The organism is Kocuria sp. 2SI, assembly GCF_005502825.1.
Classification (GTDB): Bacteria; Actinomycetota; Actinomycetes; order Actinomycetales; family Micrococcaceae; genus Kocuria; species Kocuria palustris.
Genome location: NZ_SCNB01000002.1, coordinates 96,536 through 116,075, shown reverse-complemented (window position 1 = coordinate 116,075; position 19,540 = coordinate 96,536). Strand labels below are relative to the sequence as shown.

Sequence of the window (19,540 nt, the reverse complement as noted above, 5' to 3'; positions counted from 1 at the left end):
CGTCTCGCCCCGGTGCGTCCTACTTCCGCCCCACGAACCAGTTCTGCATCTTGGCGATCCGCGCCTCGATCTGCTCCTCGGTGGCCTGGGCCACGGCCGGTCCCCCGCACTCGCGGCGCAGGTCGTTGTGGATCACGCCGTGCGGCGTGCCCGTGCGCGCGGACCAGGCCGAGACGTTCTGCGACAGCTTCTTGCGCAGCTCCTTGAGCCGGCGGTGATCCGGAACGGACGACGCCTGCTGCGACTGATCGGCTGCCGACTGCGAGCGCCGACGGGCGTGCTCGGACTGCCGCTCGCGCAGCAGCGTGGTGACCTGCTCGGCATCCAGCAGACCCGGGATGCCGAGGTAGTCGGCCTCCTCGTCGGTGCCGGCGGCCACGCCGCCGCCGAACTCGCCGCCGTCGAAGAGCACGCCGTGGAACGACGCGTCCGATTCCAGGGCCTTGAACTCGCCGCCGGCCAGCTGTGAGGAGGCCTTCTCCTCGCGATTGGCGGCCGCGAGCTCGTCGTCGTCCCAGCCCTGTTCCGAGAGGTCCACGAAGTCCGGGCCCTGCGCCACGGGACGGTCCAGGGCGTGATCGCGCTCGAGCTCCATCTCGTTGGCGTGCGCCATCAGCAGCGGCACCGAGGGCAGGAAGATCGAGGCGGTCTCCCCGCGCTTGCGCGAGCGCACGAAGCGCCCGACCGCCTGGGCGAAGAACAGCGGGGTGGACGTGGAGGTGGCGTACACGCCCACGGCCAGGCGGGGGACGTCGACGCCCTCGGAGACCATGCGCACCGCCACCATCCAGCGCTGATCCCCCTCCGCGAAGGCCTCGATCCGCTCGGAGGCGCCCTTGTCGTCCGAGAGCACGACGGTGGGCTTCTCGCCCGTGATCCGCTCGAGCAGAGCGGCGTAGGCCTTGGCGTCCTGGTGATCCGTGGCGATCACCAGCGCACCGGCATCGGGGACCGTGCGCCGGACCTCGGTCAGGCGGCGGTCGGCGCCCTGGAGCACGGAGGGGATCCATGCGCCGTCGGGAGCCAGGGCCGTGCGCCAGGCATGAGCGGTGATCGACTTGGTGAAGCCGTCGCCGAGCTCGGCGGCCATCTCCTCGCCTGCCGAGGTGCGCCAGCGCATCTGTCCCGAGTACGCCATGAAGATCACGGGCCTGACCACGTGGTCCTTGAGGGCGTCGCCGTAGCCGTAGGTGTAGTCGGCCTTCGAGCGGCGGATGCCGTCCTTGTCCTCCTGGTACGTGACGAACGGGATCGGCGAGGTGTCCGAGCGGAAGGGCGTGCCGGTCAGAGCCAGACGGCGCGCGGCGGGCTCGAAGGCCTCCTTGAGGCCGTCGCCCCAGGAGCGGGAGTCGCCGGCGTGGTGGATCTCGTCCATGATCACCAGCGTGCGGCCCTGCTCGGTGCGCGCCCGGTGCAGCAGCGGCTTCATGCCGACCTGCGCGTAGGTCAGCGCGACTCCAATGAACCCGCGGGCATGGCTGCCGTCGGCGTTCTTGAAATTGGGGTCGATCGCCAGGTTCACGCGCGCGGCGGCATCCGCCCACTGCCGCTTGAGGTGCTCTGTGGGGCACACCACGGTGATCCGGTTGATGGTCCCTCGGTCCACGAGCTCCCGGGCCAGGCGCAGCGCGAACGTCGTCTTGCCGGCGCCGGGCGTGGCCACGGCCATGAAGTCGCGCGGCTCGGCGGCGAAGTACTTCTCCAGGGCCTCTGCCTGCCAGGCGCGCAGCTTCCCCGCTGTGCCCCAGGCGGCGCGCTCGGGGTATGCGGGAGGCATCTCGGCGGCCGGGCCGCCGAACAGTGAGGGCTGGGAGTCATCGGACACGGGCTGGGCAGGTCCTTTCGCGGATCGCGTGGCGGGCGTCGTGCGGACGCGCCGCAGAGGGGCGCCCCGCAATCGCTGCGGGGCCGGGGGTGGCGCGGGTCGAGCTGAGGGCGCACGAGGGCGCACGAGCAAGGCCCCGTCGATCCCGACGGGGCCGAGCGCACGCGGTCTCAGATCACTTGCCGCCGTCCTGCGGAGCGCGCAGGCCGTCGTAGATCTCCTTGCAGGTGGGGCAGACCGGGAACTTCTCCGGATCGCGGCCCGGGACCCAGACCTTGCCGCACAGTGCGATCACGGGATCGCCGGTGACGGCCGACTCCGTGATCTTCTCCTTGCGGACGTAGTGGGCGAAGCGCTCGTGATCGCCAGGCTCCTCGAAGGTGCGGGTCTCCTCCCGCTCGAGGGTCGAGGTGCCGCCGACGGGCTCGTTCGAGGTTCCCCCGCCGAAGGGCCAGGGACCCGCCACGGGGAGGGTGTCGTCGTGGAAGCTCATGGCGGCCAGTGTACTCCGCGCGCCCGACGCCCCTCCCCAGCTCAGGGCCTTGCGTGCCTGTGCGTCCGGCCACCCTCACGGCGCGGCTCAGGAGCGGTAGGACGAGACCTGCTGGTACAGCTCCGGCGCCCGGGCCTCGAGCCACCTGCCGCCGAGGACGACGCCGCCCCAGGCCAGGCCCAGCCCGCCGATGACACCGACGGCGAGGCCGAGCCAGCCCCACAGATCCTGTCCGGTGATCATCTGGACCACCAGCGGGATGCCGGCCAGCATCGTCACGGCTCCGATCAGGACCATGACGGCCATCTGCACCAGCACGTTGAGGAAGGTGAAGCCCGGCGGCGTCTTCAGGGGCGAATCGCCCGGCAGCGGCACGGGATAGGTGTAGCGCGCCGAGAGCACGGAGCTGATGCCGCCCCCGCCGAGCAGCCCGAGCAGGCTCATGCCGATCACACCGGGAAGCAGGTGCCAGGTCTGGGTCATCGCGGCGCCGAACAGCAGGGCCGCGATGCTCAGCACCCCTCCCACGACACACAGCGAGATCAGCCTGCCCAGGCGGTCGTCGCGGCCTCGGATCCCGCTGAGCACGTGCAGGCTGAACGCCGAGTGGTCGTAGGCCACATCGGCCGAGATCGTGAAGCCCATCATGGCGGCCACGAGCGGTCCCGCGAACAGCAGAGGACCGCCCTCCCCCGAGCCCGAGTTGAACCACAGCAGGCCCAGCATCACGGGGATCAGCACGATCGAGGCTGCGTAGCGCGGGTCCTTGAGCCAGTAGATGATGCTGCGCGCCGCCACGGCGGCCCACGGGGTCGCGGGCACTCGGCCCAGCAGCCCGGCGCCGCGCACGCGAGAGGCCGTGCCCCGCACCGGTGCCGTCGAATGCTCCAGCGAGCGCTCGAGCAGACGAGCCCAGAGCAGCCACACGGCGATGCCCGTCGCAGCGACCACGGCGAGCCGACCCGCAGCGCGCAGCAGGAAGCCGTCGGCCAGATCGGCGGGGATCGCCCACAGTGCTCCCCAGGGGGTCCACGACACCCCCGCAGCGATCCGCTCGAGGTCGAGCCCGCCACCTGCCAGCAGACCGGTCAGACCGCCGATCACCGGCCCCATCAGGACCAGCAGGGCCAGTCCCAGCACGGAGGCGGCATCGCCGAGCAGCCGGCTGCGATGCAGGCCCTCCAGCCCGGCAGCCAGGCACCGGTTGCCCAGGACCATGAGCCCCCAGGCGACGGGGATCAGCACGAGGGAGCTGATCAGTGCGATCGGGGTGGCGCGCCAGGCCAGGCTCAGCGCCAGGAGCCCCAGCAGCGTGAACGGCCCCGCCAGCCCCACGGCCGCGCTGAGCAGCTGGCCCAGGGCCAGTCCGGAGCGCGGGACGGGATACAGGGCGAAGCGACCGGCGTGCACCGTGGCATCGGCCCGCCCGGTGACCAGGGAGGCGACCCACCAGCCGATCGTGGCGGCCGCGCCGACCAGCACGACCGGCACCGCGACCGCTCGGGGCTCGGCGCCGCCTCCGCCGACCCAGGCCATGCCGCCCCAGAAGACCACGAGGCCGAGCAGGTAGAGCCCGCCCAGGATCGTGCCCACCAGGGTCCAGGTGCTGCGGCGCATGGCCGCCGCGGTCAGTCGCGCCTTGAGGCCGACGACCAGCCGCGCCGTGGCTGCGGACGACGGGCCCTTCACGCTCGCGCTCCCGCCAGGGGCGGGAAGGGAAGAGGCCGCCTGCCGAGCGGTCAGATCCTGCGGTGCGGCTTCCCCGGTCCCGGCATCTTGCATGGGGGTCTCGGAGCCGGGTCCCTGCGGGGTCATCGGGGCTTCAGCCACGTCAGCTCCTCCCCTGCGCCCTGGACGCCGCCGACGGTGTCCACGAAGACCTCCTCGAGGGAGCGCTCGCCGCGGACCTCGTCGACGGTCCCGGCGGCCTTCATCACGCCGCCGTCCATGATCGCCACGTGGTCGCACATCCGCTGGACCAGGTCCATCACGTGGCTGGAGACGATCACCGTGCCGCCGGCCTGGGCGAAGCCGTGCAGCAGCTCGCGGATCCGCGCCGCCGAGACGGGGTCGACGGCCTCGAACGGCTCGTCGAGCACCAGCAGATCAGGTGCGTGGATCATGGCCGCCGCCAGGGCGATCTTCTTGGTCATGCCCGCCGAGTAGTCCTGCACAGCGGTGCCCGCGGCCTCCACGAGATCCATGGCCCGCAGCAGATCCTCGGTGCGCTGGGCGACCGTCTCCCGATCCATGCCGCGCAGCAGGCCCGAGTAGGTCACGAGCTGGCGACCGGCCAGGCGGTCGAACTGCCGCACCCCGTCCGGAAGCACCCCCATCCTGGCCTTCGCGGCTCGAGGATCCGCCCAGACGTCGATCCCGGAGACGAAGGCCTGTCCCTCCGTGGGGCGCAGCAGCCCCGTGAGCATGGACAGCGCAGTGGTCTTGCCGGCGCCGTTGCGGCCCACCAGGCCGTAGAAGGCCCCCCGCGGAACGTCCAGGCTCAGCCGGTCGACGGCCACGGACGGGCTCTTCGAGGACCCGAAGACCTTCGTGAGCCCGCGCAGGCTCACCGCGGATTCGGAGGGCGGGATGGGGATCTGCGTCATGGATCCACGATAGGCACGACAGCGCCCCGGTCGCCTCCCCCGCTGGGAGGAGGATCGCCGGGGCGCGCACCGGCCCCTCCCCCCAGGAGAGGAGGGGCCGGCGGAGAGGCTCTGCTCAGAACAGGGCGCGCATCAGCTGCCCCCGTGCCGCTATGACGCGGGGGTCCTCCGAGCCCACCACATCGAAGAGCTCGACGAGCCGCTGTCGGACGGTCTCCCGCTCCTCCCCGGCCGTGCGCCGCACCAGCTGCAGCAGTCGAGTGAAGGCGTCCTCCACGTGACCGCCCGAGACATCCAGATCCGCCACGTCCAGCTGGGCGGGGACGTCCTGCGGGTCCTGTGCCGCGGCCTGGCGCACCGCGGCGGCATCCATGGCGGTGACGCGGCGCAGCAGCTCGACCTGGGCCAGGGCGAGCTTGGCCTCGTGATCGCCCGGGTTCTCCTTCAGGGCCTGCTCGTAGCTGGCCTTGGCGCCGTCGAGGTCGCCGGCCTCCATGCGGTCCATGGCCTCCTGGTGCAGCGGCGGGAGCGGCTTCTCCTCCTCCTGCCCCCCGGTCGGCTCGGCGGTGCCGGAGACGCCGTTCTGCTCGGCCAGCTGCAGCAGCTCGTCGAACAGCGAGCTCAGCTGGTCCATGGGGATCGCCGACTGTCCGATCGGCACGGGGCGCCCGCCGATCATGGCAACGGTGGTGGGCACCGACTGGGCCTGCAGCGCCTCGGCGATCTGCGGCAGCTTCTCGATGTCCACCGCGCCCAGCACCAGGCGACCGGCGCGACGGTCGATCTGCGCGGCGACCTCGTCAACGAACGTGCGGGAGCCCTCGGAGTACGCGGCCCACAGCACGAGCACGACCGGCACCGTGGCCGAGAGCTCGGCGACGTCCTGGAACTGCTCGACGGTCTCGATGTCCCGGCGGTAGCCGCCGCCCTGCACCTGGCCCTGCTCGCCGCCTGCCGACGGGGCGGCTGCCTGGCCCAGGTCGACGGCTCCGCGCACCGAGGCCGGCAGCTGCTGGGCCTGGTCGTCCTGCGACGCGGACTCGGCCGCGCCGGCGCCTGCGGGGATACGGGGATCGCTCGGAATGCTCATGCCTGCGAGTCTAGCGACGGCATCGCCGCCTCTGCCCGTCGTTGCTGCGGCGCTCGCTGTCAGCGCACGGGCGCGTCGTCCGCGCAGACGGAGGCCCGGCGCGAGAGCCTCCGCAGCAGCGCGGGACAGGGCTGGCGACCCTCGCTGAGGGATGCCCGTGTCCGCTCGAGCAGGGCCGCTGTGGGAGACTGTCGGCCGTGCGCTGTGTGATCGCTGACTGCTCCGTCGACTACGAGGGCCGCCTCAAGGCCCACCTGCCCCTGGCCCGTCGCCTCCTCCTGGTGAAGGCCGACGGCTCCGTGCTCGTGCACTCCGATGGCGGCAGCTACAAGCCCCTGAACTGGATGTCCCCGCCGGCTCGGCTGGTCGAGACCGCCCCGGATGAGGACCAGGCCGCCGCCGGCGTCACCGAGGTGTGGACCGTCAGCGCCGCCAAGTCCGACGATGTCCTGCGCGTGCTGATCCACGCCCGCCATGAGGAGCTCTCCCACGACCTGGGTGTCGACCCTGGGCTGATCAAGGACGGCGTGGAAGCCGACCTGCAGCGCCTTCTTGCCGAGCAGCTGGACCTGGTCTCCAGGGGCACCACGCTGGTGCGCCGAGAGTTCCCCACGGCCATCGGGCCGGTGGACATCCTGGCCCGAGATGCCTCCGGCGCCACGATCGCGATCGAGCTCAAGCGCCGCGGCGACATCGACGGCGTGGAGCAGCTGACCCGCTACCTCGAGCTGCTCAACCGCGACCCCCGCCTGGCCCCGGTGCGCGGCATCTTCGCCGCGCAGCAGATCAAGCCGCAGGCGCGCACCCTGGCCGCCGATCGCGGCATCGACTGCCTCACCCTCGACTACGACGCCATGCGCGGCGTGGACGACGTCGACTCGCGGCTCTTCTGACGGATCGGGGGCAGGCGGCACCCGTCGGTGCTGCCGACCCCCGATCCGTCCGCGATCTCCCGGCTCAGAAACCGCCCTGCAGTCGGCGATCCACGGCGGCGCCCGCTGCCGTCAGGTTCTCCACGAAGTGCTCGTAGCCGCGGTCGATGTGCTCGACTCCGCCCACGATCGTCTCGCCGTCGGCGCGCATGCCGGCGATGACCAGTGCGGCGCCGGCGCGGATGTCCATGGCCTCGACGGGCGCACCGGAGAGCTCGTCCACACCGTTGAGCCAGGCGTGGTGACCGTCCAGCCGCACGATCGCGCCCAGCCGCTCGAGCTCGGCGGTGAAGCCCCAGCGCGCCTCGAAGACGTTCTCGGTGATCATGCCGGGCCCGTCGGCCACCGCGTTGAGGGCGACGGCGAACGGCTGCAGGTCCGTGGGGAAGCCCGGGTACGGGAAGGTCGAGAAGTTCACCGGGCTGGGTCGCTGCGGCCCGCGGACGCGGAAGCCGTCGTCGAGCACCTCGATCTCGCAGCCGGCGTCGCGAAGCTTGTCGAGCACGACCTCCATGTGCTCGGCCTCGGCGCCCTGCACGACGACCTCTCCCCCGGTGATCGCCGCGGCGAAGGCCCAGGTGCCGGCCACGATCCGATCCGGAACGGTGCGGTGGATGACCGGCTGCAGCCGCTCCACGCCTGTGATCGTGAGCGTGCCGGTGCCGATCCCCTCGATCTGAGCGCCCATGTCCACCAGCATGCGGCAGATGTCCACGATCTCCGGCTCGCGGGCCACGTTGTCCAGCACCGTGACGCCGTCTGCCAGGGTCGCTGCGGTCATGAGGTTCTCGGTGGCCCCCACCGAGGGGTACGGCAGGCGGTAGTGGGCGCCGTGCAGCCGCCCGTCGACCGAGGTCTTGAGGTAGCCGCCCTCGGTGCGCAGGTGCGCGCCCATGGCCTCCAGCCCGGCGCGGTGCATGTCCAGGCCGCGGGTGCCGATGGCGTCGCCTCCGGGCACGGCCACCTCGGCCGCGCCGCTGCGCACCGTCAGCGGGCCCAGCACCGAGATCGAGGCGCGCATGGCGCGGACCAGGTCGTAGTCGGCCTGGTGGTGCAGGACCTCGGGTACGTCGATGGCCACGGTGTGCGCGGCGCGGTCGTAGTCGACCTGGCAGCCCAGGCGCCGCAGCAGCTCCGCCATGATCGAGACGTCCTGGATCTCCGGGACGTTGGTGATCGTGGAGCGGCCCTCGGCCAGCAGCGTGGCCGCCATCAGCTTGAGGACGCTGTTCTTGGCGCCGTGCACCGGCAGCGTCCCGTTCACGGACGTGCGGCCGCGGACGACGATCTTGTCTTCCATGTTCTGGCTCTTCCTGGTCTGCTGGCCCGCAGCCCTCGGGGCGGCGGCGATGCGCCGACACGACGACGGCATGAAGCCGCCCGCCCCCGCAGGCGCTGCTGCGCGCGGGGACGGGCGGTCCGGTGGATCACTTCTGCGCGGCTGCGCCTTCGCGGAAGTGATCGGCGACGATGGTCACGCGGTTGTTGTCGACGGTGACGATTCCGCCGTCGACGCGGCCCTCCACGCGCGAGCCGCTGGTCGGGTCGATGATCACACGACCCTCCTGCAGCACACCCGCGACCGGGACGTGTCCCGCGAGGATGCCGATCTCGCCCTCCATGGTGTTGACGATGACCTGACGGGCCTCGCCGTTCCACACGGACTGGTCGACCTCGACGACTTCGACGATCAGCGGATCAGCCATGTCACTTCTCTCCGGTGGAGCGCTTGATCTCGTCCCACTGCTCCATGACATCGTCCAGGCCGCCGACGTTGTAGAACGCCTGCTCCGGAACGTGGTCGAGCTCGCCGTCGCAGATCTTCTTGAAGGACTCGATGGTCTCCTTGAGCGGGACCGTGGAGCCCTCCACGCCGGTGAACTGCTTGGCGGTGTAGGTGTTCTGCGACAGGAACTGCTCGATGCGACGGGCGCGCGAGACGACGACCTTCTGCTCCTCGGACAGCTCGTCCACACCGAGGATCGCGATGATGTCCTGCAGCTCCTTGTTCTCCTGCAGGATCGACTTCACGCGGGTCGCGACGTCGTAGTGCTCCTGGCCCACGTACTGCGGGTCGAGGATGCGCGAGGTCGAGGCCAGCGGGTCGATCGCCGGGTAGAGACCGCGGGATGCGATCTCACGAGACAGGTTCGTGGTCGCGTCCAGGTGGGCGAACGTGGTCGCCGGAGCCGGGTCCGTGTAGTCATCGGCGGGGACGTAGATCGCCTGCATGGAGGTGATCGAGTGTCCGCGCGTGGAGGTGATGCGCTCCTGCAGGACGCCCATCTCATCGGCCAGCGTGGGCTGGTAGCCCACGGCCGAGGGGATGCGGCCCAGCAGGGTCGAGACCTCCATGCCCGCCTGCGTGAAGCGGAAGATGTTGTCGATGAACAGCAGCACGTCCTGGTTCTGCACGTCGCGGAAGTACTCGGCCATGGTCAGGCCGGTCAGCGCGATGCGCAGACGCGTTCCGGGCGGCTCATCCATCTGGCCGAACACCAGGGCGGTGTCCTTGAGCACCCCGGCCTCGTCCATCTCGACCCAGAGGTCGTTGCCCTCACGGGTGCGCTCGCCCACGCCGGCGAACACCGAGGTGCCGCCGAAGTTGCGGGCCACACGGGTGATCATCTCCTGGATGAGCACGGTCTTGCCCACGCCGGCGCCGCCGAACAGGCCGATCTTGCCGCCCTGGATGTAGGGGGTCAGCAGGTCGATCGACTTGATGCCGGTCTCCAGCATCTCGGTCGCGCCCTCGAGCTCGGAGAAGGGGGGCGGGTCGCGGTGGATCGACCAGCGGTCCTTGATCTCGAGCTGGTCCGAGGCGACGTCCAGCGAGTCGCCGACCACGTTGAAGATGTGGCCCTTGACCACATCGCCGACCGGGACGGAGATGGGGGCGCCGGTGTCGTGCACCTCGGTGCCGCGGACCAGGCCGTCGGTGAGCTGCAGCGAGATCGCGCGGACCATGTTGCCGCCCAGATGCTGAGCGGTCTCGAGGTTGATCGTCTTGGTCTCGCCCTCGAACACCAGCTCGGTGGTCAGCGCGTTGTAGATCGCCGGCATCTGGTTCTCGGGGAACTCGATGTCGACGACCGAGCCCTTGACGCGGGCGACGCGACCGACGGCGCCAGCGACAGGCGTGGTGTCCTGCTCGTTGATGGTGGAAGTCATGTCTCTCACTTCACTGTTCGTGGGTGGCGTGGGGAAATGCGGCGGCGCCGGGGCGCCGATGGATCACAGGGCCTCGGTGGCCGAGACGATCTCCGTGAGCTCCGTGGTGACCTCGGCCTGGCGGGCGTTGTTCATCTGGCGCGTGTACTTGTTGATCAGCTCGCCGGCGTTGTCCCCGGCCGACTTCATGGCGCGCTGGCGCGAAGCCAGCTCAGAAGCGGCCGAATGGCACATGCTCGAGTAGATGCGCGCCCGGATGTAGCGCGGCAGCGCGATGTCCAGGAAGTCCTCCGGAGAGGGCTCGAAATCGAAGCCGGTGTCCGCCGTGGAGACCTCGCCGTAGCTCTCGGCGACGTCGTCATGGATCTCGTTGGCGTCCACGACCTCCAGCGGCAGCAGGCGGAGGACCGACGGCTCCTGCTTCACCAGCGACTCGAAGCGCGTGTACACCAGGTGGATCTCGTCGATGCCGCCCTCGTCGTACTCCGTCGTGTAGAGATCGACCAGCAGCTCGGCCAGCTCCTCGGCCCGCTCCGCCTTGGGGCTGTCGGTGTCCCCCTCGAAGGCCTGCTCGTAGGCGCGGTCCCGGAAGTCGAAGTTCTGCTTGGCCTTGCGCCCGATCAGGTAGACCTTCGCCTCGGTGCCCTGCTCGGCGAAGCGAGCCAGCAGCTTGTCGGTCTTCTTCAGGACGTTGGCCGAGTAGGAACCGGCGAGGCCGCGGTCCGAGCTGAACACGACTACGGCCGAGCGGCGCGAGGTCTCCGTGCGCTGGTTGAGCATCGGGTGGCTCGAGGTCCCGGACTGGGACAGCACCTGCGACAGAGCACGGGTCAGCGCATTGGCGTACGGCGAGGCCGCGGCCAGGCGCTGACGCGACTTGCTGATGCGCGAAGTCGCGATCATCTCCATCGCCTTGAAGATCTTCTTCATGGACTGCGTGGAGGAGATCTTCTGGCGGTAGACCCGGATCTGGGCTCCCATGAAGCTTCCTTTCTGTGCCGTTGCGGTGCGCCGCGCTCACGCGCGGCGCACCGCAGCGGAGGGCGTCAGTTGGCGCGGGTGCTGCCGCTGGCGGAGATCTGCTCCTGGCCGACCTCGTCGTCGGACAGCGGCTGGCTCTCCTCGTGGCCCTGGGCGTGGTTGTCCCGGTTCGTGCCGCGGAAGTCGCGCTTGACCTCGGCCACGGCGCTCTCCAGCGCCTCTACGGCGTCGCTCTCGAGCTTGCCGCTCGAGACGATCGAGTCGGTGACGTTGGTGGTGCGGCGGACCTGATCGATCAGAGCGCGCTCGAAGTCCAGGACGTCGGCGACCTCGATGTCGTCCAGGTGGCCGTTGGCACCGGCCCAGATCGAGACGACCTGGTCCTCGACGCGGTACGGCGAGTACTGCTTCTGGCGCAGCAGCTCCATCAGGCGGGCGCCGCGGGTCAGCTGCTGGCGCGAAGCCGCATCCAGGTCCGAGGCGAACATGGCGAAGGCCTGCATGGAGCGGTAGGCCGCCAGGTCCAGCTTCAGCGTTCCGGAGACCTTCTTCATGGCCTTGATCTGCGCGGCGCCGCCGACGCGCGACACCGAGATGCCGACGTCGACCGCGGGACGCTGATCCGCGTTGAACAGGTCCGACTGCAGGAAGATCTGGCCGTCGGTGATGGAGATGACGTTGGTGGGGATGAACGCCGAGACGTCGTTCGCCTTGGTCTCCACGATCGGCAGGCCGGTCATGGAGCCTGCGCCCAGCTCGTCCGAGAGCTTGGCGCAGCGCTCGAGCAGGCGGGAGTGCAGGTAGAAGACGTCACCGGGGTAGGCCTCGCGTCCCGGCGGGCGGCGCAGCAGCAGCGACGTGGCGCGGTAGGCCTCGGCCTGCTTGGAGAGGTCATCGAAGATGATCAGGACGTGCTTGCCGCCGTACATCCAGTGCTGGCCGATGGCCGAGCCGGCGTACGGAGCGAGGTACTTGAGACCGGCCGAGTCGGAGGCCGAGGCCGTCACGATGGTCGTGTACTCGAGCGCGTTGTTGTCCTCGAGGGTCTTGCGGATGCCCGCGACCGTGGAGGCCTTCTGGCCGATGGCGACGTAGATGCAGCGGACCTGCTTGTCCGGATCGCCGGTCTCCCAGTTCTCGCGCTGGTTCAGGATCGTGTCGATGCCGATCACGGTCTTGCCCGTCTGGCGGTCGCCGATGATCAGCTGGCGCTGGCCGCGCCCGATCGGGACCATGGCGTCGATGGCCTTCAGGCCGGTCTGCATGGGCTCGTGGACCGACTTGCGCATGGTCACGCCCGGGGCCTGCAGCTCGAGGGCGCGACGGCCCTCGGCCTCGATGGGGCCCAGATCGTCGAGCGGGTTGCCCAGGGTGTCGACCACGCGGCCGAGGAAGGCGTCGCCGACCGGCACGGAGAGGATCTCCCCGGTGCGCTCGACGGTCTGGCCCTCGTCGATCTCGCGGAAGTCGCCCAGGACGACCACACCGAGATCGCGCACGTCCAGGTCCTGGGCCAGGCCCAGCTCGCCGTTCTCGAAGCGCAGCAGCTCGTTGGCCATGACCGAGGGCAGGCCCTCGACTCGGGCGATGCCGTCGGCGGCGCTGGTGACGCGGCCGGTCTCGGTGCGTTCGGTGGTGCCGGGCTCGTAGGACGCCGCGAACTCCTGGAGCGCGCTGCGGACCTCATCGGCATTGATGGTCACTTCGGCCATCTCGTGTCCCTGCTTCCTCGTTCGTGATCATCGTGTCGATGACCAGCTGTTTCGTCTGTGCGGTCGGATCTTCCCGACCGGCGGGCGCGGTGCGGCGTCCGGTGGCGGCCTCAGGCGCGGATGCGCTCCTGCAGCTCGTTCAGCCGTGCTGCCACGGAGCCTTCGATCACCTCGTCGCCGACGGTGATCCGCAGACCTCCGACCAGCGTGCGGTCCTCGTCGAGCACGATCTTCAGCTCGCGGCCGTAGAGCCGCGAGAGGGCGCCGCGCAGGCGCTCGACCTGTGCGTCGTCGAGAGCTCCGGCGTAGCGGACGCGGGCGATGCCGCCCTCTCGGACCTCGGCGAGCAGCTCGGCCCAGTCGGCCAGCACCCGGTGCGGGCGGTGGGCCCGCGGGGTCAGGATGGCCTGCTCGGCGAGCAGGCGACCCTCCTCGCGCAGCGACGGGGCCACGCGATCCAGCAGACGCAGCTTGGCCTCGCGCGGAGCTCGTGCGTCCGTCAGCGCCTGCTGCAGCTCGGGGTCCTCCTCGAGGACCGCCTGCATGCCCAGGGCGTCGTCGACGACCGCGTCCAGGCCCTCGGGGCCCATGCGCCGCTCTGCCGCGAACCCCGCCAGGACGACGGCCGAGGACTCGAGGCCCTCGGTGAACGCCTCCTCGGTGGCCCACGTGCGGCTGCTCAGCAGTTCGAGGATCCCGGTGGCCGCATCCCCCAGCGCCGTGGAGAAGATGCGCCGCGCCAGGGCGCCGCGCTCCTCGCCGGAGCGAGAGGGGTCGGTCAGCGAGCGCCGCAGCAGATCATTGCCCTGCACGGCCTCGAGCGCGTCGAACACCTCGCGCGAGACGGTCGAGTGCGCCTGCTCCGCCCACGGGCGCAGCAGCGACGCGACATCCACGCGTCCGAGCTCAGACCGTGCGGCGCTCACTGCTGAGCACCCTGATCGGCCGGCGCGCTCTCGAGCTCGGAGATGAACCGATCGATGACGCGACGCGAGCGATCATCGTCGGAGAGGGACTCCCCGACGACCTTGGACGCCAGCTGCGTGGCCAGCGAGCCGACCTCGGTGCGCAGCGACAGCGCGGCGGAGGAGCGCTCGGCGGCGATGGCCTTGTGCGCGTTCTCGGTGATCCGAGCGGACTCGCTGTTCGCGCGGTCCTTGAAGTCAGCCAGGATCTTCTCGCCTTCGAGGCGAGCCTCCTCGCGGATCTTCTGGGCCTCGAGACGGGCGCTCTCCAGCTGCTGGTTGTACTCGTCGCGAGCGCGGTCGGCCTCGGCCTGGGCCTGCTCGGCCTTGGCGAGCCCGCCCTCGATCGCCTCGCTGCGCTCGGCGTAGGTGCGCTCGAACATCGGGACGATCCACTTGATCGCGACGAACAGCAGGATGAAGAACCCCACGGCGGTGACCAGCATCTCCCAGCCATTGGGGATCAGCGGATTGGCCGCCTCGGCAGCCATGATGTCAGTGGTCATGGACGTCGTTCCTGTTCTCTTCGGCTCCTGTCAGATCTCCACTACCGCGGAGGATCACAGGAAGAACATGACGAAGCCCAGGATGGCCAGGGCCTCGACCACGGCGAAGCCCATGAACAGCATGGGCTGCAGGACGCGCTGGGCCTCCGGCTGGCGGGAGACGGCCTGCATGTAGGCGGCGAAGATCAGACCCACGCCGATGCCGCCGCCGATGGCAGCGAGACCGTAGCCGATGGCGGAGAGCGAACCAGTGATATCCATTCTTGGAGATTCCTTTCAGACTGCCCGCGCAGTGCGAGCGGTGTGCCACGAATGGCGATTGACAGGTCGGAGCGGTACTCCGCGTGTGGCTCGGTCGCTGCCGAACCAAGACTGTGGGGTCAGTGCCCTTCCTTCAGTGCGCCGTCGACGTAGACCGCGAACAGCAGCACGAAGATGTAGGCCTGGAGCACCTGGATCAGCACCTCCAGGAAGAAGATGAAGATGCCGAGCACGAGGGCGCCCAGTCCGCCGAGGAACCCGAAGCCGCCCACGTTCACGAAGAGGTGGGACATGAGGCCGGCCGAGACCAGGATGGCCATGTGGCCGGCGAACATGGTGGCGAACACACGCAGAGCGTGGGTCACGGGGCGGATGATCAGGTTCGAGAGGAACTCGATCGGGATCAGGATGACGTAGAGGATCTTGGGGACGCCCTCCGGCATGGTCATCTTGGCCATGAACTTCCCGAAGCCGTGGCGCTTGATCCCCACGCCCACCCAGGCGACGTAGGCGATGATCGCCAGCACGTAGGCCGAGCCGGCGTGCGACATGGTCGGCAGCTGGAGGACGGGGATGGACCCGAAGAAATTATTCACCAGGATGAAGAAGAAGAAGGTGAACAGCCACGGCAGCCAGGGGCGCAGCTCCTTCTCGCCGATCAGATCGCGGCCCAGCGAGTTGCGGACGAAGCCGTAGGCGACCTCACCGAGGTACTGGCCCTTGGACGGCACGAGCGACTGGCGCCGGATGGCCCAGAGGAAGAAGAAGGAGATCAGTGCCACCGACAGCAGGATCAGAAGCATCTGCTTGCCGAAGGCGAAGGACCCGATCTCGAACAGCGGCGGGAGGTCCATGTCCTCCACGCCGGGGACCTCTAGGCCTGTTCCCTCGAGGGGCGGCGCGATAATCACTGGCGGTCCTTTCTGCTGCCGCCGTCCCAGCTCCGGTGAGTCTCGGAGTGATACGGGGCGTCTCGGCGTTTCCGGGCGGCACCATGATCCTGCGGGTCCTCGCTGATCCGCAGCCCGGCCTGCAGGCGGAGGTAGGAGAGAGCGAGGCCTGCCGCGAGCCCGAGGCCCGCACCGGCATAGACCATCCACTGTGTTCCCACCAGGTAATCCAGCAGGAATCCTATCAGACCCCAGAAGGCCGTCCCAATCACGAGATAGGTCATGATCCCCAGTGCGGCGCGGTTCCCACCGGCCTGCACGAGTTCCCCCGCGGTGCTCAGCGGGCTCTTCTCAGCGGCTGATCCAGCCTCCGGGGAGTCCTTGCCCGCGGATGCTCTCGGCGTGTCGTCTGGGTGCTGTGCGGGGTCCATCGTCAGGTCCTCTCGGAATCGCCGTCCGGCACGGCGACGTCGTAGATCGGCATGCGGGCTCGGCGCAGGCCGGTGGCCATCCCGCCCAGCCACGCCCCCACGGCCACAGCGGCCGCTGCCATCAGCCAGTGGGGCCTCAGCCAGCCCGGGGCCTCGACCGAGGCCATCAGCATGGCCCCGACGAGCACTAGCACGAGGTAGGCGAAGAGCATGACCAGCGGAGGGGCGTAGGCCGACAGCCCGCTGGCCCACCACAGCGCCAGGCCGGACAGCGCAAACGGGACGGCGACGACCGCCGAGGCCGTCGCCGCCGAGGCGGCAGCACCTCCCCCGGAGATGATCGCGGCCGCGACCACGAGCGCCAGGCAGGCCGCGGCACCGGCGATCAGGCCGTGGCGCAGCATCACTGCCCAGGGGCTTCCCCCGACGGTGCTCAGGCGCCGGCGAGGGTCTCGACGGACGTTCATGCGCGCGCCTCCTGGGCCTCGGCGGTGCGTCGTGCGCCGAGCAGGTGGGGCAGGCTCAGGTACAGCGCGAGCACGGCCAGCACGGCCAGGCCCGGCACGACGGCCGGCAGCCCGCTCAGCCACAGGCCGGTGAGCCCCACCAGGGAGACGACCACGGTGAAGACCGCGACCGTCAGGGACGAAGCCGCATGCGAGAACCCGATGTCCGTGAGCCGCTGGTAGACGTGCTCGCGGTGCGGGCGCCACCATGGATCGCCGCGGCGGATGCGCCGCAGCAGGGTCCAGCCCGTGTCCGCCAGGTACACGGACAGCGCGGGCAGCAGGTACTCGACGTACACCCCGGACAGGAAGGCCGCGATCGCGATCATGATCAGCGATCCGCCCAGCAGGTAGGAGCCGACGTCGCCCAGGAAGACGGAGTCGCGTGAGAAGTTCCAGGGGAGGAAGCCCAGGAAGGCGAAGGCGACCACGAGCCCGGCCACGATCATCCACACCAGGTCGTTGGAGGCCCCCGCCCAGGCGTAGACCAGGCCGACCACGAAGCCGTGCATCCCGGAGATGCCGTTGAGGCCGTCCATGAAGTTCGCGACATTGATGTAGGCGACTACGGCGATCGCGCACACCGGCCACCACCAGATCCCGGTGCCCAGGATGAGGGTCAGCGCCCCGGCGCACACCAGGCCGATCAGCAGCTGCCCGGCCAGGCGCCAGCGCACCGACAGCCCGCGGATGTCCTCGCACCACCCGAGCCCGGCGGCCAGGGCCGTGCCGAGCAGCACGACCAGGGCGATCGAGCGGTCGACCTCGACGGCCCCGAGAAGCAGGGCCAGCAGCTGCACGACCACCACGGCGACCGCCACCGCCAGGCCCATGCCGCGGATCACGGTGCGTGTGTGAGAGGAACGCTCATTGGGGATGTCCACCACGCCCAGTCGGCGCAGCACGGGCTTGACCACCAGCGGCATGGCCAGGCTCAGCACCAGAGCCGCGGAGCCGAAGATCAGGCCCAGGTGCAGCAGGGACTGCAGCTCCTCGGCGGTCGGCCAGGCGCCGGGATCGGTGGCGAGCACCGAGATGTCCTTGTTCTCGGCACTGAGCTGCAGAGCGGGGATCGCGGCGGTGCTCATGAGGCGCTGTCCTGATCCTGGTCGTACGGCAGCTCGTCGTCGCCGCGGCGCGCACCACCGGCAGCGGTCCCGTGCTCGGGCTCTTCCGCGTGAGCGGAGAGGGAGGCCCGGCGTGCGGCGCGGAACTCCGTGGGCGCAGGCTGGGAGTGCGTTCGCACCACGGGGATCATGCCGGTCGTGGGCATGTTGCCGCGCAGCTTCCAGGTGTGCCGGTCCAGGCCCTCCGGGGACAGCGCCGTCGCCTTGGCATGCGAGATCTTGGGATGGAAGGGGCGCTCGTCCGACTCGCCGAGGCCGATCAGCTCCTCGTGCAGCTTCTCCCCCGGGCGCAGCCCGGTGATCACGATCTCGATCGACTCGCGCCCCGACAGGGTCCGCAGCCGCTCGGCGATGTCGATGATGCGGATCGGCTCGCCCATGTCCAGGATGAGCACCTCGCCGCCGCGGGCGATCGCCCCGGCCTGGACCACCAGCTGGCAGGCCTCCGGGATGGTCATGAAGTAGCGGGTCGCCTGTGCGTCGGTGACCGTGATGGGCCCTCCCTGGCGGATCTGCTCCGTGAACAGCGGGAGCATGGATCCGCGCGAGCCGAACACGTTGCCGAAGCGCACCGAGGCATACCGCTTGCCGGTCTCCTGGGCCATCCAGGCGGTGAGCTTCTCGGCCACGCGCTTGGAGTGCCCCAGTGCGGTCGTGGGGTTGGCGGCCTTGTCGGTCGAGACGTTGACGAACACGCCCACGTCCGCCTTCCGTGCGGCCTCCAGCACGTTGAGGGTGCCGAGCACGTTGGTCTTCCATGCCTCGTCGGGATAGGTCTCCAGCAGCGAGACGTGCTTCAGCGCCGCCGCGTGGAAGACGACCTCCGGTCGGCGCTCGAGGAACAGCTGCTCGAGCGCCTCGGCATCGCGGATATCGGCCAGGACGGTGTCCCGGCCGTCGAGCAGGCCGCGGCCCGTGATGGAGATCTGCGTGGACTGCAGGTTGGTCTCGTCGCGGTCGAGCATCATCAGCTCGCCGGGCTCGAAGGCCAGCAGCTGGCGGCACAGCTCCGAGCCGATGGAGCCGCCGGCACCCGTGACCAGCACCCGCCGACCCGTGATGTAGCCGGAGATCTCCTTGGAGTCGATGTCCACGGGGCTGCGCCCGATCAGGTCCTCGAGGTTGACGTCGCGGATGTCCACGCTGGTGCCGGGGCCGGTGAGCATGGACGACAGCGGCGGCACGGTCATCACGCGCGTGCCGGTGCCGGCGACCGTGTCCGCCACCCGCTGCAGCTTCTTGGAGTCGACCCCCGACAGGGCTACGAGCAGGATCTGCGAGCGCGTCTGCTCGAGCACCTGGGTGGCGTCGTCGAGCGTGCCGAGCACCGGGACCGAGGAGATGCGCAGGTGCTTCTTGGCGGGGTCGTCGTCGATGATCCCGACGGGCACGTACTCCGAGTCCGGGTCCTGCATCATGCGCTGGATGATGAACGTGCCGGACTGCCCGGCGCCGTAGACGACCACGTGCTGGGCCGCCTCGCCGGGCTTGGACGCGGACTCCTGGTACATGCGCTTGAGGTAGCGGAAGGCGGCCATCAGCAGGCACGCGAACGGGAAGGCGATCAGCGCGACTGAGCGCGGCACCCCGATCGACGGGCCGGTGATCAGCAGCAGGATCTGCAGGATCGCCGCCACGATCACGGTGACGACCACGAGCAGCTTGGCCTCGTCGAAGCTGCCGAAGGAGTAGCGGCCCCGATAGAGGGCGAAGGAATAGCCGACGGCCAGCTGCGAGACGACAGCGACGACGCACACGGCGAACATCCCGATCGGGCTGATGAAGTCCAGGTTGAGCTCGTAGCGCAGCGCGAGGGCGACGGTCATGGCCACGATCCAGGACAGCGAGTCCAGGATCATCTGGATCCACAGCCACGCGGTGGGCTTCTCATCGGCCGCGGCTCGGCTCAGCGCGAGCGAGGCGGAGCCGGTCAGACCGGTGGAGGATGCGGCTCCGTCGCCGTCCTGCGGTGGCTGCATCGGGGTCGGTCCCTCCTGGAGACGTACGAGAGCGCTGTGCCGGCCGCCCGAGCAGAGCCCTCGCG

At 70.0% G+C, this 19,540-nt stretch carries 19 protein-coding genes; 1 reads left to right on the top strand and 18 read right to left on the bottom strand.

What is annotated here, in order from left to right; translation table 11 throughout:
* Positions 1–19 precede the first annotated feature (19 nt).
* The 5 genes from FFS25_RS01710 to FFS25_RS01690 all read right to left on the bottom strand — a co-directional run bounded on the left by FFS25_RS01710 (position 20) and on the right by FFS25_RS01690 (position 6,014).
* A complete protein-coding gene (locus FFS25_RS01710) occupies positions 20–1,777 on the bottom strand; it encodes a DEAD/DEAH box helicase (RefSeq protein ID WP_051990492.1) in 1,758 nt (585 codons plus the stop codon).
* Positions 1,778–2,000: 223 nt separating this feature from the next.
* A complete protein-coding gene (locus tag FFS25_RS01705) occupies positions 2,001–2,318 on the bottom strand; it encodes a DUF3039 domain-containing protein (RefSeq protein ID WP_006215201.1) in 318 nt (105 codons plus the stop codon).
* 87 nt (positions 2,319–2,405) lie between these two features.
* Entirely contained in the window at positions 2,406–4,148 is a 1,743-nt protein-coding gene (locus FFS25_RS01700; protein WP_137801706.1) for a hypothetical protein, read from the bottom strand.
* Entirely contained in the window at positions 4,130–4,924 is a 795-nt protein-coding gene (locus FFS25_RS01695) for an ABC transporter ATP-binding protein (protein ID WP_137801705.1), read from the bottom strand. Before FFS25_RS01695 ends, FFS25_RS01700 begins: the two co-directional genes overlap by 19 nt.
* Positions 4,925–5,039: 115 nt before the next feature.
* Entirely contained in the window at positions 5,040–6,014 is a 975-nt protein-coding gene (locus tag FFS25_RS01690; protein ID WP_137801704.1) for a tetratricopeptide repeat protein, read from the bottom strand.
* 197 nt (positions 6,015–6,211) lie between these two features.
* Between FFS25_RS01690 and nucS the strand changes: the two genes are divergently transcribed.
* Positions 6,212–6,907, top strand: a complete 696-nt coding sequence (gene nucS, locus FFS25_RS01685) for an endonuclease NucS (RefSeq protein ID WP_137801703.1) — start codon at positions 6,212–6,214, stop codon at positions 6,905–6,907.
* Between the two features lie 64 nt (positions 6,908–6,971).
* On the opposite strand, the gene murA is transcribed toward nucS, so the two are convergent.
* The 13 genes from murA to FFS25_RS01620 form a co-directional block, all read right to left on the bottom strand.
* A complete protein-coding gene (gene murA, locus FFS25_RS01680) occupies positions 6,972–8,246 on the bottom strand; it encodes a UDP-N-acetylglucosamine 1-carboxyvinyltransferase (protein WP_061712061.1) in 1,275 nt (424 codons plus the stop codon).
* Positions 8,247–8,373: 127 nt separating this feature from the next.
* Positions 8,374–8,652: a F0F1 ATP synthase subunit epsilon gene (locus FFS25_RS01675; protein WP_006215207.1), complete on the bottom strand. Its 279-nt coding sequence runs from the start codon at positions 8,650–8,652 to the stop codon at positions 8,374–8,376.
* Position 8,653: 1 nt separating this feature from the next.
* Complete coding sequence (gene atpD, locus FFS25_RS01670) at positions 8,654–10,117, bottom strand: F0F1 ATP synthase subunit beta (RefSeq protein ID WP_006215208.1); 1,464 nt, start codon at positions 10,115–10,117, stop codon at positions 8,654–8,656.
* Positions 10,118–10,180: 63 nt separating this feature from the next.
* Positions 10,181–11,098 carry a F0F1 ATP synthase subunit gamma gene (locus FFS25_RS01665; RefSeq protein WP_137801702.1) on the bottom strand — a complete coding sequence of 306 codons (918 nt, stop codon included), beginning with the start codon at positions 11,096–11,098 and terminating at the stop codon, positions 10,181–10,183.
* A gap of 65 nt (positions 11,099–11,163) precedes the next feature.
* Entirely contained in the window at positions 11,164–12,810 is a 1,647-nt protein-coding gene (atpA, locus tag FFS25_RS01660; RefSeq protein ID WP_137801701.1) for a F0F1 ATP synthase subunit alpha, read from the bottom strand.
* A gap of 110 nt (positions 12,811–12,920) precedes the next feature.
* Positions 12,921–13,736: a F0F1 ATP synthase subunit delta gene (locus FFS25_RS01655; RefSeq protein WP_137801700.1), complete on the bottom strand. Its 816-nt coding sequence runs from the start codon at positions 13,734–13,736 to the stop codon at positions 12,921–12,923.
* Positions 13,733–14,281 (bottom strand): F0F1 ATP synthase subunit B, encoded by a 549-nt coding sequence (locus FFS25_RS01650; protein ID WP_006215212.1) that lies wholly within the window; start codon positions 14,279–14,281, stop codon positions 13,733–13,735. The genes FFS25_RS01655 and FFS25_RS01650 overlap by 4 nt, the downstream gene beginning before the upstream one ends.
* 54 nt (positions 14,282–14,335) lie before the next feature.
* Positions 14,336–14,542 carry an ATP synthase F0 subunit C gene (locus tag FFS25_RS01645; RefSeq protein ID WP_006215213.1) on the bottom strand — a complete coding sequence of 69 codons (207 nt, stop codon included), beginning with the start codon at positions 14,540–14,542 and terminating at the stop codon, positions 14,336–14,338.
* Positions 14,543–14,661: 119 nt separating this feature from the next.
* Positions 14,662–15,396 carry a F0F1 ATP synthase subunit A gene (gene atpB, locus FFS25_RS01640; protein WP_137801774.1) on the bottom strand — a complete coding sequence of 245 codons (735 nt, stop codon included), beginning with the start codon at positions 15,394–15,396 and terminating at the stop codon, positions 14,662–14,664.
* A gap of 53 nt (positions 15,397–15,449) precedes the next feature.
* Positions 15,450–15,863 (bottom strand): hypothetical protein, encoded by a 414-nt coding sequence (locus FFS25_RS13500; RefSeq protein WP_212742698.1) that lies wholly within the window; start codon positions 15,861–15,863, stop codon positions 15,450–15,452.
* Between the two features lie 2 nt (positions 15,864–15,865).
* On the bottom strand, positions 15,866–16,330 hold the full coding sequence (locus tag FFS25_RS01630) for a hypothetical protein (RefSeq protein ID WP_137801699.1): 465 nt from the start codon (positions 16,328–16,330) through the stop codon (positions 15,866–15,868).
* Positions 16,327–17,457, bottom strand: coding sequence for an MraY family glycosyltransferase (locus FFS25_RS01625; protein WP_137801698.1), 1,131 nt, complete (start codon positions 17,455–17,457; stop codon positions 16,327–16,329). The genes FFS25_RS01630 and FFS25_RS01625 overlap by 4 nt, the downstream gene beginning before the upstream one ends.
* Complete coding sequence (locus tag FFS25_RS01620) at positions 17,454–19,475, bottom strand: polysaccharide biosynthesis protein (RefSeq protein WP_024290786.1); 2,022 nt, start codon at positions 19,473–19,475, stop codon at positions 17,454–17,456. The genes FFS25_RS01625 and FFS25_RS01620 overlap by 4 nt, the downstream gene beginning before the upstream one ends.
* Positions 19,476–19,540: the final 65 nt, after the last annotated feature.

Excerpts from the sequence above, each read along its gene's own strand:
- FFS25_RS01665 (WP_137801702.1), bottom strand. The coding sequence starts at position 11,098 with ATGGGAGCCCAGATCCGGGTCTACCGCCAGAAGATCTCCTCCACGCAG.
- FFS25_RS01645 (WP_006215213.1), bottom strand. The coding sequence starts at position 14,542 with ATGGATATCACTGGTTCGCTCTCCGCCATCGGCTACGGTCTCGCTGCC.
- FFS25_RS01650 (WP_006215212.1), bottom strand. The coding sequence starts at position 14,281 with ATGACCACTGACATCATGGCTGCCGAGGCGGCCAATCCGCTGATCCCC.
- atpB (WP_137801774.1), bottom strand. The coding sequence starts at position 15,396 with ATGGACCTCCCGCCGCTGTTCGAGATCGGGTCCTTCGCCTTCGGCAAG.
- murA (WP_061712061.1), bottom strand. The coding sequence starts at position 8,246 with ATGGAAGACAAGATCGTCGTCCGCGGCCGCACGTCCGTGAACGGGACG.
- FFS25_RS13500 (WP_212742698.1), bottom strand. The coding sequence starts at position 15,863 with ATGGACCCCGCACAGCACCCAGACGACACGCCGAGAGCATCCGCGGGC.
- FFS25_RS01690 (WP_137801704.1), bottom strand. The coding sequence starts at position 6,014 with ATGAGCATTCCGAGCGATCCCCGTATCCCCGCAGGCGCCGGCGCGGCC.
- FFS25_RS01630 (WP_137801699.1), bottom strand. The coding sequence starts at position 16,330 with ATGAACGTCCGTCGAGACCCTCGCCGGCGCCTGAGCACCGTCGGGGGA.
- atpA (WP_137801701.1), bottom strand. The coding sequence starts at position 12,810 with ATGGCCGAAGTGACCATCAATGCCGATGAGGTCCGCAGCGCGCTCCAG.
- atpD (WP_006215208.1), bottom strand. The coding sequence starts at position 10,117 with ATGACTTCCACCATCAACGAGCAGGACACCACGCCTGTCGCTGGCGCC.
- FFS25_RS01705 (WP_006215201.1), bottom strand. The coding sequence starts at position 2,318 with ATGAGCTTCCACGACGACACCCTCCCCGTGGCGGGTCCCTGGCCCTTC.
- FFS25_RS01710 (WP_051990492.1), bottom strand. The coding sequence starts at position 1,777 with ATGCCTCCCGCATACCCCGAGCGCGCCGCCTGGGGCACAGCGGGGAAG.
- FFS25_RS01625 (WP_137801698.1), bottom strand. The coding sequence starts at position 17,457 with ATGAGCACCGCCGCGATCCCCGCTCTGCAGCTCAGTGCCGAGAACAAG.
- FFS25_RS01620 (WP_024290786.1), bottom strand. The coding sequence starts at position 19,475 with ATGCAGCCACCGCAGGACGGCGACGGAGCCGCATCCTCCACCGGTCTG.
- FFS25_RS01695 (WP_137801705.1), bottom strand. The coding sequence starts at position 4,924 with ATGACGCAGATCCCCATCCCGCCCTCCGAATCCGCGGTGAGCCTGCGC.
- FFS25_RS01675 (WP_006215207.1), bottom strand. The coding sequence starts at position 8,652 with ATGGCTGATCCGCTGATCGTCGAAGTCGTCGAGGTCGACCAGTCCGTG.